Raw genomic sequence first — 14,233 nt, forward strand, 5'->3', positions numbered from 1 at the left:
CAAGGGTGAGGGCCATGAATCGAATTCTTTATGATGCTTCATGTGCAGTTCTTCTGATACTTTTGGCTTTCAATGCATTGGCAAGTAAGGGCTCGCAACCTTTGAGTCTTAAAGCGAATGCTCCCAAATTCTATGTCGTTTCAAGAGGTGATACTCTCTGGAGTATTTCGTCTCTGTATCTTGCTAGTCCGTGGTATTGGCCTCGTTTGTGGCAAGCAAACCCTGAAATTAATAACCCAGACCTAATTTATCCTGGTGACACCATTGTGTTGGATTGGGTCAACGAACAACCGGTTTTGAGCGTAAAACCGATTAAAAAGCTTAGCCCTAAGATTCGCATTATTGAGAAGCAACCGATAGTCGCGCCTCTTGAACCACTGATGTTGTCTGGGTTTCAGAACAATAGGTTGATTGATAATAATGCTTTGACTGCTGCTGCAAAAGTGATCGGAAATAAATCCGGCCATAAGTATCTAACAGCGGATGAGACGGTTTACATTAGCGGTGCACACTCGGCGGTTCAGTGGGCCATTTTTCGTCGTTTGGGGGCATATCATAGACAAGATGTTTCTCAAAATGTTACGTCTTTACGTTTGATCGCAAGAGGAACGTTGGTTGAATCTTCAAGTGCCTTTTCTGGATTAAAAATTACTTCTCAACAACAAGAGATTCTGCGCAATGATGTTGCGTTGCCTTTATTAAATAATGTGTCCCATAATTCCACATCCACCCTTTCACCATCATCAGTAAACCTCTCTATTAATGTACTTGGTAACTTAGATAACACTCATTTTAGCTCGACCAACCAAATTGTTGTTGTAGATAAAGGAGCAGAGGATGGCCTGCGGCTAGGTAGCGTATTTGAACTTAAAGAAGCCGCGCGTCCGGCGCTTAAAGGTGAGAGTCCCTTTATTACAGAAAGCGGTGCATTTGACTCTCAGTTTGTTTTCCCTCGTATCAAAGTCGGAGAATTAGTTGTTGTCGATCTGTATGACTATTTTAGTTTCGCGTTAATTACCAAGAGCACGAGGCCGATTGATAAAAATGTGTTTTTGGCCCCTCTTTCAGTTGAGAGTTCTTATTCGAATGAAAATAAAAAATGAGAGTGACCTTGCTGCTTGGTTAAAACTAACGTGTTTACCGGGGATCGGCGCGGTAAAGCTGAATAAGTTGTTGAGTAAAGATTCGCCAAGCAATATCGTCCAGTATTCAACCTCTGAGCTCCAACTTTTAGGGTTTACCGACAAGCAACTACAAGCGTGGTCTATGGTTGATAAAGAAGTGGATGCTTGTTTAGCGTGGTTAGCGTCATCTCCCCAGCATTCAATTCTTACCTTGGCTAACCCCCAGTATCCACCGCTACTAAAGCAAACGGTCGCTCCGCCTCCTTTGTTGTTTGTTAAAGGTGATGCGAGCTGTTTATCCTTGCCACAAATCGCCATGGTTGGTAGTCGCAATGCCAGTGTGAATGGCATGCAACATGCCCGCAGTTTTGCTTCAGAGCTAGTACAACATGATCTTATTGTGACGAGTGGATTGGCTTTAGGTATTGATGGTCATGCGCATGATGGAGCTTTGCAAGCTGGTGGTAAAACCATCGCAGTGCTAGGCTCAGGATTAGAGCAAGTGTATCCAGCAAGGCATCGTAGTCTGGCGCAGCGGGTGATAGAAAGCGGTGCGTTAGTGTCGGAGTTTCGCCCGGAGGCAAAACCGCGAGCAGAAAACTTTCCGCGTCGAAATCGAATTATAAGTGGCTTATCGTTAGGTGTTTTAGTTGTTGAAGCGGCAGAAAAAAGTGGCTCTTTGATAACGGCACGTTATGCCCTTGAACAAGGGCGCGAAGTGTTTGCGTTGCCTACGTCGATCAATGCTCCGAACGCGATGGGAGGTAATCAGTTGATTCGTAGTGGTGCTTGCCTCGTACAAAATACCCAAGAGGTGCTAAATGAAATACAATCTTTACTCAATTGGTCTATTAGTCAGAGTGTAGATTTGTTTTCTACACCAATGGGTGAAGAAGAATTGCCATTTCCTCAGCTGTTCGCTAACGTAGGAAATGAGGCTACGCCAGTTGATATTCTTGCAAGTAGGACCAATATACCTGTCCAAGAAGTCATGATGCAGCTCTTAGAGCTTGAGCTTTCAGGGCATGTTGTTGCAGTATCCGGTGGCTATATTCGAAAGGGGAGGGGCTAGCTATGATGATGGATATACTTATGTATCTATTCGAAACCTACATCCATAGCGATGCAGATTTACAGGTCGATCAAGACGAGTTGGAAGATGAATTGCTTCGTGCAGGTTTTCAACAAAAAGATATCTACAAAGCCCTTGTCTGGTTAGAAGAGCTGGCTGCGTTACAACAGAGTGATGCACATTCTGCTATTTCATCGTGTATCGCATCGGCATCGACTCGTATCTACACATCGGCGGAGATGCAGCGTCTGGATCTTGAATCTCGCGGTTTTTTATTGTTCCTTGAGCAAATCAATGTCTTGACCACAGAAACACGTGAGATGGTGATTGACCGTGTAATGGGGCTAGAAACCAGTGAGTTTGAACTTGAGGACCTTAAATGGATCATTCTTATGGTGCTGTTTAATGTTCCGGGCAACGAAAACGCCTACACGCTGATGGAAGAGCTGCTGTACACCAAGGAACAAGGTATTCTTCATTAATATCTTCTGCTTGAGCGGTGAGTATGAGTAGTAAAATCGATCACAACCTTTTCTCGGCACACGAGCATGCGCTTGAGCGCGAACCTTGTCCTAAATGCGGTGGGGAAGTTTCGCTTAAGCACGGCAAGCACGGCCCTTTTTTAGGTTGTAGTCAATACCCAAGTTGCGATTATATTAAGCCGCTACACAGCAATGACGGTCACATTGTGAAAGAGTTGGGTGTGCCTTGCCCTGAGTGTGGTAATGAGTTGGTACTCCGCCAAGGGCGCTACGGTATGTTTATAGGCTGTAGCCATTACCCCGCATGTCATCATATCGAATCGATCAATCAACCTGAACCCGAGCAAGAATCGCAAGAGCTATATGCTTGCCCTGAGTGTGGTAAAGGACATTTGGTTGAGCGCAAAACCCGATTTGGTAAGACGTTCTATGCTTGTGATAACTATCCGAAGTGTAAGTTTGCAGTAAACCTGAAACCAGTGAAAGGGCGCTGTGAGGAATGTGGTTTTACCTTGTTGGTAGAAAAGAAACTTGCCAGCGGTGTTAAGCTGCAATGTGCAAGTCGCAAGTGTCAACATACACAATCACAATAAATTTTAGTTCAAATTAAAAGGGTCGCATCATGCGACCCTTTTGTTGTCTATTTATCAACTTTTCTATGCTTGCCACTGTTTGGCAAATTCATGAACTGCTGGGAAGGCTTCTTCATCAAGCACGTCTGTTAATGCACACAACCTACGATTCAACTCACCAGTGTAGTCACCGCATACGTTGATGTGGCCCATCTTGCGGCCGACACGCTTGTCTTTGCCATACCAATGAATGTGGCAACCATCCATTGCTAGCAATGCATCTGGCAGTGTATCTTCACCAAGAATATTAATCATAGAGGTTTCACGAACCAGTTTTGTGCTACCTAAAGGCATACCGCACACGGCGCGTAGGTGGTTCTCAAACTGACAAGTTTCTGCACCTTGCTGAGTCCAGTGACCAGAGTTGTGTACGCGTGGTGCGATTTCATTAACCAGCAACGTGCCGTCAACGTCGAAGAACTCGAGAGCTAACACACCAACGTAGTTCAAACTGTTGGCAACGGCTGTGAACATCTGTTTCGCTTGCTTTTGTAACTCTGGTGCATCAATCGCAGTAGAAAGACTCAATACACCATTGGTGTGAACGTTCTCTGCCAGAGGGTACACTTCAACGCTGCCATCTTTACCACGAGCGCCAACCAGTGAAACTTCACGGTTGAAAGGGACAAATTCCTCAGCAACAATCGCTTGAGTTGGTGTTGCCGCGATGCACTCTGCCATCTCTGTCCAAATGTTTTCTACTTGAGAGGCTTCTTTTAAGCGCCACTGGCCTTTACCATCGTAACCACCCAATGCACTTTTCAGAACCATTGGCATACCAACGTGTTCAATTGCGCGGTCAAAGTCTTCACGAGTTTCGATGACGTAGTATTTCGCGTTACGCACGCCAGCATCATCAAGTAATGCCTTTTCAATGCGGCGATCACCACCTGCTTTGATGGCTTGTGTACTTGGTAGGAACTTGCCGCTCGCTTCACAAACCTCGAGCACATCATGTGGGATATGCTCGAACTCAGCAGTAATGACGTCGACTTGTTCAATTGCATTCTCTAAGCCGTTGCCTAGTACGTGCTGAGTCAGTGGATGAACGATATTACCGCTGCCCACATCGTAAGCTGAGATTTGAATATTCAGTGGGGCACCAGCCAGAGACATCATACGAGCTAGTTGACCCGCACCAAGAACCAGTACATGCATCTGATTAATCCTCAGCAGGGTTTGGGTTCGCCAATACGGTTTCCGTTTGTTCGTTACGGAACGCTTCGACTTTTGCCATGATCGCTTCATCATGTGTACCAAGGATTTGAGCCGCTAGGATGCCAGCGTTTGCTGCGCCCGCTTCGCCAATCGCCAATGTACCAACCGCAATACCTTTTGGCATTTGTACGATAGAAAGTAGTGAGTCCATGCCTTTCAGCGCGCGAGACTGAACTGGAACGCCAAGTACAGGTACGCTGGTAAATGCTGCTGCCATGCCTGGTAGGTGAGCGGCACCACCCGCACCTGCGATGATGACTTTAATTCCACGTTCTTTTGCGCTGCTTGCATAATCAGCCAATAATTGAGGAGTACGGTGAGCTGACACCACCTTTGTTTCGTAAGACACGCCAAATTGATCCAGCATCTCCGCTGCTAGTTTCATGGTTGGCCAATCTGATTTAGAACCCATGATGATACCGACTTTCATCTCAAACTCCTTCAAGTTGCAAAATTAGGTGAGCAGATAAATTTGTGCGCATTATACGGGGATTTTTACTTCAGGCAAACGTTTGCGCGCGTTTGTAAATGGTATTGATACATTTTATAAACAAATTGCTTTAGTCTCTGAGAATGAATATTTGTACACTTAGCGCAAACTCAACAGACAAGACTATCAGGAACTAATCGGTGGATAACTTTGAACAGGTGCTCGAAGCACTGCAAAAAGGCGAAGTGATCGCCTACCCAACAGAGGGGGTGTTTGGTGTTGGTTGCGACCCGGATAACCCAGAAGCGATTCAGAAGTTGCTAGAGCTAAAGCAGCGCCCTATAGAGAAGGGGCTTATTCTTATTGCGGCTAGTTATGAGCAGCTTTTGCCTTATGTTGATGAATCTCAGTTAACTCAAGAGCAACTCGATAAAGTCCATGCAACCTGGCCAGGGCCATATACTTGGATTATGCCTGCGAGTGATAAAGTCTCTCACTGGGTATCGGGTCAATTTGATTCAATTGCCGTACGTGTGACGGATCATCCTTTGGTACAAAAGATGTGTAATGCATTTGGAAAGCCGCTAACCTCTACCAGCGCGAACCTTACTGGTCTGCCTCCTTGTATGACGACGAAAGAAGTCGAAGAACAGTTAGGTGACCGACTTGTGGCGATCTTACGTGGTGAAACCAGTGGTCGTGACAAGCCTAGTGAAATCCGTGATGCTAAAACCTCGCAAATATTAAGACAGGGCTAACCCTGCTAGTCAGCAATCAATAGGTACTACACGTATGTCAGCAATCGATAAGCACGCCGTAAAGCAGTTCTTGATGTCACTTCAGGATTCCATTTGTCAGCAGTTAGAGCAGGAAGATGGAAAGGCCGTCTTTGTCGAAGATGCATGGCAACGTGAAAAAGGAGAGCGCCTTGGTGGCGGAGGTCGTACCCGCGTTTTGCGTGATGGTCATATCTTCGAACAAGGAGGAGTGAACTTCTCTCATGTAGAAGGTAATGAAATGCCAGCGTCTGCGACGGCACATCGTCCAGAGCTAGCTGGTCGTCGTTTTGAAGCGATGGGTGTTTCTCTGGTTATCCATCCTCACAACCCCTATGTACCGACTTCACATGCCAATGTCCGTTTCTTTATTGCAGAGAAAGACGGTGAAGACCCAATTTGGTGGTTTGGTGGTGGTTTTGACCTAACGCCTTTCTACCCATTCGAAGAAGATTGCCAATCATGGCACAACACAGCAAAACAGCTTTGTGCACCATTTGGTGACGACGTTTACTCAGAACACAAAGCGTGGTGCGACAGATACTTCTTCCTACCACACCGTAATGAAACTCGTGGTATCGGCGGTCTATTCTTTGATGATCTAAACCAATGGGAATTTGATAAGTGTTTTGACTACATCAAAGCCGTTGGTGAGGGATACTGCCAAGCGTACCTACCGATCGTCTCTCGTCGTAAAGAAATTGCGTTCGGTGAGCGCGAACGTGAGTTCCAACTGTATCGCCGTGGTCGCTATGTTGAATTCAACCTTGTGTATGACCGTGGAACTCTATTTGGTCTGCAAAGTGGCGGTCGTACAGAGTCAATTCTTATGTCTATGCCCCCACTTGCGCGTTGGGAATACAGCTATGAACCTCAAGCAGGTTCTCCAGAGGCAGAGCTTTACGAGCAATACCTAACGCCCCGAGAGTGGTAGGTACTGAATCTTCTTTTCTATATAGATAGATAGTGATAGGGTCATCTGTAATCAGGTGGCCCTGTTTTTTCTACAGTAAGTAAGGAATAAAGGTAAGGAAATGACTCAGCAAATTGATCGCTATGCCGTGTTTGGTAACCCTATCGGACACAGTAAGTCGCCATTCATTCACACCTTGTTTGCTCGTCAAACCAATCAGTCTTTGGTGTACACCGCAGAAAGTGCACCTGTTGATGGTTTTATTGACGCAGCGAAGCTGTTTTTTTGCTGAAGGTGGTAAAGGGTGCAACATCACCATGCCATTTAAAGAAGATGCTTATCAATTTGCTAGCCGTCTGACTGAGCGTGCTCAGTTGGCGGGCGCAGTGAACACTCTCAAGAAGTTAGATGATGGTGAAATCATTGGTGATAACACTGATGGCGCAGGTTTAGTGCAAGATCTGCTTCAACACCATGTTGTATTGGAAGGTGTGCGAATCCTCATTATTGGTGCTGGTGGCGCAGCGCGAGGCGTGATTAAACCACTTCTCGATCAAAAGCCGACTTCTTTAACTATTACCAACCGTACTTTCAGTAAAGCACAGGAGCTTGCGGAGTTGTTTGTTTCTCACGGGCCAATCGTAGCTAAAAAGATGGATAGTATTAATGATGAGTATGACGTCATTATTAACTCAACTTCTACTTCTCTTAGTGGTGAACTGCCTGCTATTTCATCCTCTATCTTTGCTGTTAATAGTACGAGCTATGACATGATTTATGGCAAAGGGGTGACGAGCTTTAACTTATGGGCAAAAGAAAATGGTGCTGCTCAAGCGTATGATGGTCTCGGTATGTTAGTGGGTCAAGCAGCGGAAAGCTTTATGCTGTGGCGTGGCTTACGTCCTGGTGCAAAACAAATTCTCAGAGAACTAAGAAAGAACCTTGAAGGCTAATAAGCGATGAACCAATCCATCCTATTCCCTGACATGCAGTCATGGGATGAAGCATTACAGTCAGTAAACTTTACAGCACAGCAATCAGGAGCGTTGATCGAGTGCTATGTAACAAAACAAAAGTTAGAAAAACTATTTGGCTCAACTATCGAAACAGAGCAAGTTGCTATTGAAGTATTTGTTGAATACCGATTCGATCTGGAAGAATTAGCCGAAGAGTTAATAGAAGATGAAGCCTTCAATGACGAAGGCTGTATCGTCATCAATTAACGGTTGACTCCTAGTTGATCGTTGATGTCTTCGACTTCATGTAAATAATCATTTTTGTTCTGTACATAGTTATTGGCAGACTTTTGTAAGAAGGCTCGTTCTTTTTCTGATAAAGGGCGAGCTTGTTTTACTGGACTACCAACATATAAATAACCACTCTCTAGTATTTTTCCCGGTGGAACTAAACTGCCAGCGCCAATCATTACTTCTGACTCTACAATAACATTATCCAACACTATCGCGCCCATACCCACTAACACGCGATCGTGAATCTCGCAGCCGTGAAGCATCACCTTATGTCCAATAGTTACGTCATTGCCAATAATGAGCGGGTAGCCGTTTGGGTTATCGGCATTCTTATGGGTCACATGAAGCACACTGCCATCTTGGATGTTCGTTCGCTTTCCGATATGGATGTGATTTACATCACCACGAGCTGCGACTAATGGCCAGATACTAGAATCATCACCAATTCGGATATCACCGACTAAACAGAGGTTGAGTCGATATATACACGTTCGCCCAACTGAGGACGCATACCTTTATAGCTTCTAATTGAACTCATCTTTACTCCTTATAAAGCGTTAATAACGGTAATATCTGATGAGAAGAGTAGCAAAAACCGACCTTTTTGAATAAAAAACATTCAAACGATAAGGAAATCAAAAAAAACGTAAAAAAGGGCTTGCCAATGTGATCGCAATCTCTATAATGCCACCTCGCTGACACGGCAACGCTCCGAAAGGAACGCAAGCCAAGTTAGCAAGCCAATTAGCCAAGTGGAAACGCTTGAAAGAAAGTTTGAAAAAAGTGGTTGACACTAAACTTTATCTCGCTAAAATGGCCGTCCGATTTGAGCAAGGCTCAATAGGAAAGCTCTTTAACAATATAGACCTATCAATCTGTGTGGGCACTCGTTGATGATAATCCAATTAGGTATTTCTTTTCTTAACGGAAAGCGGTATCAAATTAGGTTTCAATGAACTGAGTGACCAATCAAGTCGCAAGACTTGGCACAGTCAATTCATTATCGTTCTGTTGGAACGATAATAGCTTTAAAATTACATTAGTAGTTTTGAAGTCAGTATTCATTGAGCCGAACAAAATCTTAAATTGAAGAGTTTGATCATGGCTCAGATTGAACGCTGGCGGCAGGCCTAACACATGCAAGTCGAGCGGCAGCGACAACATTGAACCTTCGGGGGATTTGTTGGGCGGCGAGCGGCGGACGGGTGAGTAATGCCTAGGAAATTGCCCTGATGTGGGGGATAACCATTGGAAACGATGGCTAATACCGCATGATGCCTACGGGCCAAAGAGGGGGACCTTCGGGCCTCTCGCGTCAGGATATGCCTAGGTGGGATTAGCTAGTTGGTGAGGTAAGGGCTCACCAAGGCGACGATCCCTAGCTGGTCTGAGAGGATGATCAGCCACACTGGAACTGAGACACGGTCCAGACTCCTACGGGAGGCAGCAGTGGGGAATATTGCACAATGGGCGCAAGCCTGATGCAGCCATGCCGCGTGTGTGAAGAAGGCCTTCGGGTTGTAAAGCACTTTCAGTAGGGAGGAAGGTTCATGCGTTAATAGCGTATGGATTTGACGTTACCTACAGAAGAAGCACCGGCTAACTCCGTGCCAGCAGCCGCGGTAATACGGAGGGTGCGAGCGTTAATCGGAATTACTGGGCGTAAAGCGCATGCAGGTGGTTTGTTAAGTCAGATGTGAAAGCCCGGGGCTCAACCTCGGAATTGCATTTGAAACTGGCAGACTAGAGTACTGTAGAGGGGGGTAGAATTTCAGGTGTAGCGGTGAAATGCGTAGAGATCTGAAGGAATACCGGTGGCGAAGGCGGCCCCCTGGACAGATACTGACACTCAGATGCGAAAGCGTGGGGAGCAAACAGGATTAGATACCCTGGTAGTCCACGCCGTAAACGATGTCTACTTGGAGGTTGTGGCCTTGAGCCGTGGCTTTCGGAGCTAACGCGTTAAGTAGACCGCCTGGGGAGTACGGTCGCAAGATTAAAACTCAAATGAATTGACGGGGGCCCGCACAAGCGGTGGAGCATGTGGTTTAATTCGATGCAACGCGAAGAACCTTACCTACTCTTGACATCCAGAGAAGCCAGTAGAGATACAGGTGTGCCTTCGGGAACTCTGAGACAGGTGCTGCATGGCTGTCGTCAGCTCGTGTTGTGAAATGTTGGGTTAAGTCCCGCAACGAGCGCAACCCTTATCCTTGTTTGCCAGCGAGTAATGTCGGGAACTCCAGGGAGACTGCCGGTGATAAACCGGAGGAAGGTGGGGACGACGTCAAGTCATCATGGCCCTTACGAGTAGGGCTACACACGTGCTACAATGGCGCATACAGAGGGCAGCCAACTTGCGAAAGTGAGCGAATCCCAAAAAGTGCGTCGTAGTCCGGATTGGAGTCTGCAACTCGACTCCATGAAGTCGGAATCGCTAGTAATCGTGGATCAGAATGCCACGGTGAATACGTTCCCGGGCCTTGTACACACCGCCCGTCACACCATGGGAGTGGGCTGCAAAAGAAGTAGGTAGTTTAACCTTTCGGGGAGGACGCTTACCACTTTGTGGTTCATGACTGGGGTGAAGTCGTAACAAGGTAGCGCTAGGGGAACCTGGCGCTGGATCACCTCCTTATACGATGATTACTCACGATGAGTGTCCACACAGATTGATACGGTTTATAAAGTAAAAGAGACGAAGATATCCCAATATCTTCAATCCAGTGTCCCGTTCGTCTAGAGGCCTAGGACACCGCCCTTTCACGGCGGTAACAGGGGTTCGACTCCCCTACGGGATACCATTGGGTCGTTAGCTCAGTTGGTAGAGCAGTTGACTTTTAATCAATTGGTCGCAGGTTCGAATCCTGCACGACCCACCATTCTTCTCCACGAAGAATCAAAACTTATGTGGGCGATTAGCTCAGTTGGGAGAGCACCTGCCTTACAAGCAGGGGGTCACTGGTTCGAGCCCGGTATCGCCCACCATTCTCTAAGTATTTTTGGATAGGAACGTCCAAACCACTTCAGTAAAACGGATGTGGTTGGAATTATCGACTCTGAAAGTCTTTAGAAAATGTACTTCCTTGTGAAGAAACATAGCTCTTTAACAATTTGGAAAGCTGACAAAACAAATCTTGTCTTAAATAGATAAGCGTTTGTTTGTAAAGTTCTCAAAGTATTCATTTCGATGAATACACAAAAACACATTCAAGTGTTCTTGGGTTTTGCGAAAGCAAAACATATTTGAGTCCGGCAAAATCGATAGCTATCTCGCTCATTCAAATAATGAGATAGCAACTTTGGTTGTTTAAACAACAAACTCAAGATTTCTTCTGAAACTCTTTGGGGTTGTATGGTTAAGTGACTAAGCGTACACGGTGGATGCCTTGGCAGTCAGAGGCGATGAAAGACGTAGTAACTTGCGATAAGCCCAGATTAGGTAGTAACAACCATTTGAGTCTGGGATTTCTGAATGGGGAAACCCACTAGCATAAGCTAGTATCATTAACTGAATTCATAGGTTAATGAGGCGAACCGGGGGAACTGAAACATCTAAGTACCCCGAGGAAAAGAAATCAACCGAGATTCCGAAAGTAGCGGCGAGCGAAATTGGACTAGCCCTTAAGCTTTATATGCGTTAGACGAACGGTCTGGAAAGTCCGGCGATACAGGGTGATAGCCCCGTAGTCGACAACGCACATTCAGTGAAATCGAGTAGGGCGGGACACGTGATATCCTGTCTGAATATGGGGGGACCATCCTCCAAGGCTAAATACTACTGACTGACCGATAGTGAACCAGTACCGTGAGGGAAAGGCGAAAAGAACCCCTGTGAGGGGAGTGAAATAGAACCTGAAACCGTGTACGTACAAGCAGTAGGAGCAGGCATTGCGTCCTGTGACTGCGTACCTTTTGTATAATGGGTCAGCGACTTATATTCAGTGGCAAGGTTAACCATCTAGGGGAGCCGTAGGGAAACCGAGTCTTAACTGGGCGTTCAGTCTCTGGATATAGACCCGAAACCAGGTGATCTAGCCATGGGCAGGTTGAAGATTGAGTAACATCAATTGGAGGACCGAACCGACTAATGTTGAAAAATTAGCGGATGACTTGTGGCTAGGGGTGAAAGGCCAATCAAACCTGGAGATAGCTGGTTCTCCCCGAAAGCTATTTAGGTAGCGCCTCGGACGAATACTACTGGGGGTAGAGCACTGTTAAGGCTAGGGGGTCATCCCGACTTACCAACCCTTTGCAAACTCCGAATACCAGTAAGTACTATCCGGGAGACACACGGCGGGTGCTAACGTCCGTCGTGGAGAGGGAAACAACCCAGACCGCCAGCTAAGGTCCCAAATTATTACTAAGTGGGAAACGATGTGGGAAGGCTCAGACAGCCAGGATGTTGGCTTAGAAGCAGCCATCATTTAAAGAAAGCGTAATAGCTCACTGGTCGAGTCGGCCTGCGCGGAAGATGTAACGGGGCTAAGTAATAAACCGAAGCTGCGGCAATGAAGTTTACTTCATTGGGTAGGGGAGCGTTCTGTAAGCCGTTGAAGGTGTGTTGTAAAGCATGCTGGAGGTATCAGAAGTGCGAATGCTGACATGAGTAACGATAAAGGGGGTGAAAAACCTCCTCGCCGGAAGACCAAGGGTTCCTGTCCAACGTTAATCGGGGCAGGGTAAGTCGACCCCTAAGGCGAGGCCGAAAGGCGTAGTCGATGGGAAACGGGTTAATATTCCCGTACTTCTTACAATTGCGATGGGGGGACGGAGAAGGCTAGGTGGGCCTGGCGACGGTTGTCCAGGTTCAAGTGCGTAGGCTTAAGAGTTAGGTAAATCCGGCTCTTTCTAAGGCTGAGACACGACGTCGAGCTACTACGGTAGTGAAGTCATTGATGCCATGCTTCCAGGAAAAGCCTCTAAGCTTCAGATTGTAAGGAATCGTACCCCAAACCGACACAGGTGGTCGGGTAGAGAATACCAAGGCGCTTGAGAGAACTCGGGTGAAGGAACTAGGCAAAATGGTACCGTAACTTCGGGAGAAGGTACGCTCTTGATGGTGAAGTCCCTTGCGGATGGAGCTGACGAGAGTCGCAGATACCAGGTGGCTGCAACTGTTTATTAAAAACACAGCACTGTGCAAAATCGTAAGATGACGTATACGGTGTGACGCCTGCCCGGTGCCGGAAGGTTAATTGATGGGGTTAGACTTCGGTCGAAGCTCTTGATCGAAGCCCCGGTAAACGGCGGCCGTAACTATAACGGTCCTAAGGTAGCGAAATTCCTTGTCGGGTAAGTTCCGACCTGCACGAATGGCGTAATGATGGCCACGCTGTCTCCACCCGAGACTCAGTGAAATTGAAATCGCTGTGAAGATGCAGTGTACCCGCGGCTAGACGGAAAGACCCCGTGAACCTTTACTACAGCTTGGCACTGAACATTGACCCTACATGTGTAGGATAGGTGGGAGGCTTTGAAGCAGGTACGCTAGTATCTGTGGAGCCGTCCTTGAAATACCACCCTTGTAGTGTTGATGTTCTAACGTTGACCCCTTATCGGGGTTGCGGACAGTGCCTGGTGGGTAGTTTGACTGGGGCGGTCTCCTCCCAAAGAGTAACGGAGGAGCACGAAGGTGGGCTAATCACGGTTGGACATCGTGAGGTTAGTGCAATGGCATAAGCCCGCTTGACTGCGAGAATGACAATTCGAGCAGGTGCGAAAGCAGGTCATAGTGATCCGGTGGTTCTGAATGGAAGGGCCATCGCTCAACGGATAAAAGGTACTCCGGGGATAACAGGCTGATACCGCCCAAGAGTTCATATCGACGGCGGTGTTTGGCACCTCGATGTCGGCTCATCACATCCTGGGGCTGAAGTCGGTCCCAAGGGTATGGCTGTTCGCCATTTAAAGTGGTACGCGAGCTGGGTTTAGAACGTCGTGAGACAGTTCGGTCCCTATCTGCCGTGGGCGTTGGAGAATTGAAAGGGGCTGCTCCTAGTACGAGAGGACCGGAGTGGACGAACCTCTGGTGTTCGGGTTGTGTCGCCAGACGCATTGCCCGGTAGCTAAGTTCGGAATCGATAACCGCTGAAAGCATCTAAGCGGGAAGCGAGCCTTGAGATGAGTTCTCCCTGATACTTTAAGTATCCTAAAGGGTTGTCGGAGACTACGACGTTGATAGGTCAGGTGTGTAAGTGCTGTGAGGCATTGAGCTAACTGATACTAATTGCCCGTGAGGCTTAACCATACAACACCCAAAGGGTTTTGATGGACTCAAAGCAAGAACAAGACTTGATTGTGTAGAGAACACAGAAACAGCTTTCCAGATTAAAG

General features: G+C 46.9%; 9 protein-coding genes, 3 tRNA genes, 2 rRNA genes and 2 pseudogenes. 13 read left to right on the forward strand and 3 right to left on the reverse strand.

The genetic code is table 11. The annotated features are described in order from the left end of the window. Positions 1 to 14: 14 nt before the first annotated feature. The 4 genes from KHN78_RS07850 to KHN78_RS07865 are packed head-to-tail and all read left to right on the forward strand — an operon-like array spanning position 15 to position 3,271. A complete protein-coding gene (locus KHN78_RS07850; RefSeq protein WP_211915700.1) occupies positions 15 to 1,103 on the forward strand; it encodes a LysM peptidoglycan-binding domain-containing protein in 1,089 nt (362 codons plus the stop codon). Continuing rightward, a complete protein-coding gene (gene dprA / locus KHN78_RS07855) occupies positions 1,087 to 2,196 on the forward strand; it encodes a DNA-processing protein DprA (RefSeq protein WP_211915701.1) in 1,110 nt (369 codons plus the stop codon). The genes KHN78_RS07850 and dprA overlap by 17 nt, the downstream gene beginning before the upstream one ends. A gap of 2 nt (positions 2,197 to 2,198) precedes the next feature. Continuing rightward, on the forward strand, positions 2,199 to 2,678 hold the full coding sequence (locus tag KHN78_RS07860) for a DUF494 family protein (protein WP_211915702.1): 480 nt from the start codon (positions 2,199 to 2,201) through the stop codon (positions 2,676 to 2,678). A 23-nt stretch (positions 2,679 to 2,701) separates the two neighbouring features. After that, positions 2,702 to 3,271, forward strand: coding sequence for a type I DNA topoisomerase (locus KHN78_RS07865; RefSeq protein ID WP_211915703.1), 570 nt, complete (start codon positions 2,702 to 2,704; stop codon positions 3,269 to 3,271). Between the two features lie 63 nt (positions 3,272 to 3,334). Here the strand turns inward: KHN78_RS07865 and KHN78_RS07870 are convergent, their stop codons facing one another. Then, positions 3,335 to 4,468 (reverse strand): 5-(carboxyamino)imidazole ribonucleotide synthase, encoded by a 1,134-nt coding sequence (locus tag KHN78_RS07870; RefSeq protein WP_211915704.1) that lies wholly within the window; start codon positions 4,466 to 4,468, stop codon positions 3,335 to 3,337. A gap of 4 nt (positions 4,469 to 4,472) precedes the next feature. Beyond that, positions 4,473 to 4,958, reverse strand: a complete 486-nt coding sequence (gene purE, locus KHN78_RS07875; RefSeq protein WP_211915705.1) for a 5-(carboxyamino)imidazole ribonucleotide mutase — start codon at positions 4,956 to 4,958, stop codon at positions 4,473 to 4,475. A gap of 200 nt (positions 4,959 to 5,158) precedes the next feature. On the opposite strand from purE, the gene KHN78_RS07880 reads away from it, so the two are divergent. The 4 genes and pseudogenes from KHN78_RS07880 to KHN78_RS07895 all read left to right on the forward strand — a co-directional run bounded on the left by KHN78_RS07880 (position 5,159) and on the right by KHN78_RS07895 (position 7,870). Further along, positions 5,159 to 5,716 (forward strand): L-threonylcarbamoyladenylate synthase, encoded by a 558-nt coding sequence (locus tag KHN78_RS07880; protein ID WP_211915706.1) that lies wholly within the window; start codon positions 5,159 to 5,161, stop codon positions 5,714 to 5,716. Positions 5,717 to 5,750: 34 nt separating this feature from the next. Then, positions 5,751 to 6,668 carry an oxygen-dependent coproporphyrinogen oxidase gene (hemF, locus tag KHN78_RS07885; RefSeq protein WP_211915707.1) on the forward strand — a complete coding sequence of 306 codons (918 nt, stop codon included), beginning with the start codon at positions 5,751 to 5,753 and terminating at the stop codon, positions 6,666 to 6,668. Positions 6,669 to 6,768: 100 nt separating this feature from the next. Then, a pseudogene (aroE, locus tag KHN78_RS07890) lies at positions 6,769 to 7,600 on the forward strand (shikimate dehydrogenase). A 6-nt stretch (positions 7,601 to 7,606) separates the two neighbouring features. Continuing rightward, positions 7,607 to 7,870 (forward strand): DUF1488 domain-containing protein, encoded by a 264-nt coding sequence (locus KHN78_RS07895; protein WP_211915708.1) that lies wholly within the window; start codon positions 7,607 to 7,609, stop codon positions 7,868 to 7,870. On the opposite strand, the pseudogene KHN78_RS07900 reads toward KHN78_RS07895, so the two are convergent. Next, a pseudogene (locus KHN78_RS07900) lies at positions 7,867 to 8,435 on the reverse strand (gamma carbonic anhydrase family protein). The gene KHN78_RS07895 and the pseudogene KHN78_RS07900 overlap by 4 nt on opposite strands. 545 nt (positions 8,436 to 8,980) lie before the next feature. Here KHN78_RS07900 and KHN78_RS07905 point away from each other — a divergent pair. From KHN78_RS07905 to KHN78_RS07925, 5 genes are all read left to right on the forward strand, one after another. After that, positions 8,981 to 10,535 (forward strand): 16S ribosomal RNA (locus KHN78_RS07905). A 90-nt stretch (positions 10,536 to 10,625) separates the two neighbouring features. After that, positions 10,626 to 10,701 (forward strand) — tRNA-Glu (locus KHN78_RS07910). A gap of 2 nt (positions 10,702 to 10,703) precedes the next feature. After that, positions 10,704 to 10,779: transfer RNA gene (locus tag KHN78_RS07915), tRNA-Lys, on the forward strand. Between the two features lie 30 nt (positions 10,780 to 10,809). Beyond that, a tRNA-Val gene (locus tag KHN78_RS07920) sits at positions 10,810 to 10,885 on the forward strand. Between the two features lie 369 nt (positions 10,886 to 11,254). Further along, a 23S ribosomal RNA gene (locus KHN78_RS07925) occupies positions 11,255 to 14,147 on the forward strand. The 16S and 23S rRNA genes sit together here with 3 tRNA genes alongside, the layout of an rRNA operon. Positions 14,148 to 14,233: the final 86 nt, after the last annotated feature.

The organism is Vibrio sp. B1REV9, from assembly GCF_905175395.2.
In the GTDB taxonomy this organism is placed as follows: domain Bacteria; phylum Pseudomonadota; class Gammaproteobacteria; order Enterobacterales; family Vibrionaceae; genus Vibrio; species Vibrio alfacsensis.

Excerpts from the sequence above, each read along its gene's own strand:
- KHN78_RS07850 (WP_211915700.1), top strand. The coding sequence starts at position 15 with ATGAATCGAATTCTTTATGATGCTTCATGTGCAGTTCTTCTGATACTT.
- dprA (WP_211915701.1), top strand. The coding sequence starts at position 1,087 with ATGAAAATAAAAAATGAGAGTGACCTTGCTGCTTGGTTAAAACTAACG.
- KHN78_RS07860 (WP_211915702.1), top strand. The coding sequence starts at position 2,199 with ATGATGATGGATATACTTATGTATCTATTCGAAACCTACATCCATAGC.
- KHN78_RS07865 (WP_211915703.1), top strand. The coding sequence starts at position 2,702 with ATGAGTAGTAAAATCGATCACAACCTTTTCTCGGCACACGAGCATGCG.
- KHN78_RS07870 (WP_211915704.1), bottom strand. The coding sequence starts at position 4,468 with ATGCATGTACTGGTTCTTGGTGCGGGTCAACTAGCTCGTATGATGTCT.
- purE (WP_211915705.1), bottom strand. The coding sequence starts at position 4,958 with ATGAAAGTCGGTATCATCATGGGTTCTAAATCAGATTGGCCAACCATG.
- hemF (WP_211915707.1), top strand. The coding sequence starts at position 5,751 with ATGTCAGCAATCGATAAGCACGCCGTAAAGCAGTTCTTGATGTCACTT.
- KHN78_RS07895 (WP_211915708.1), top strand. The coding sequence starts at position 7,607 with ATGAACCAATCCATCCTATTCCCTGACATGCAGTCATGGGATGAAGCA.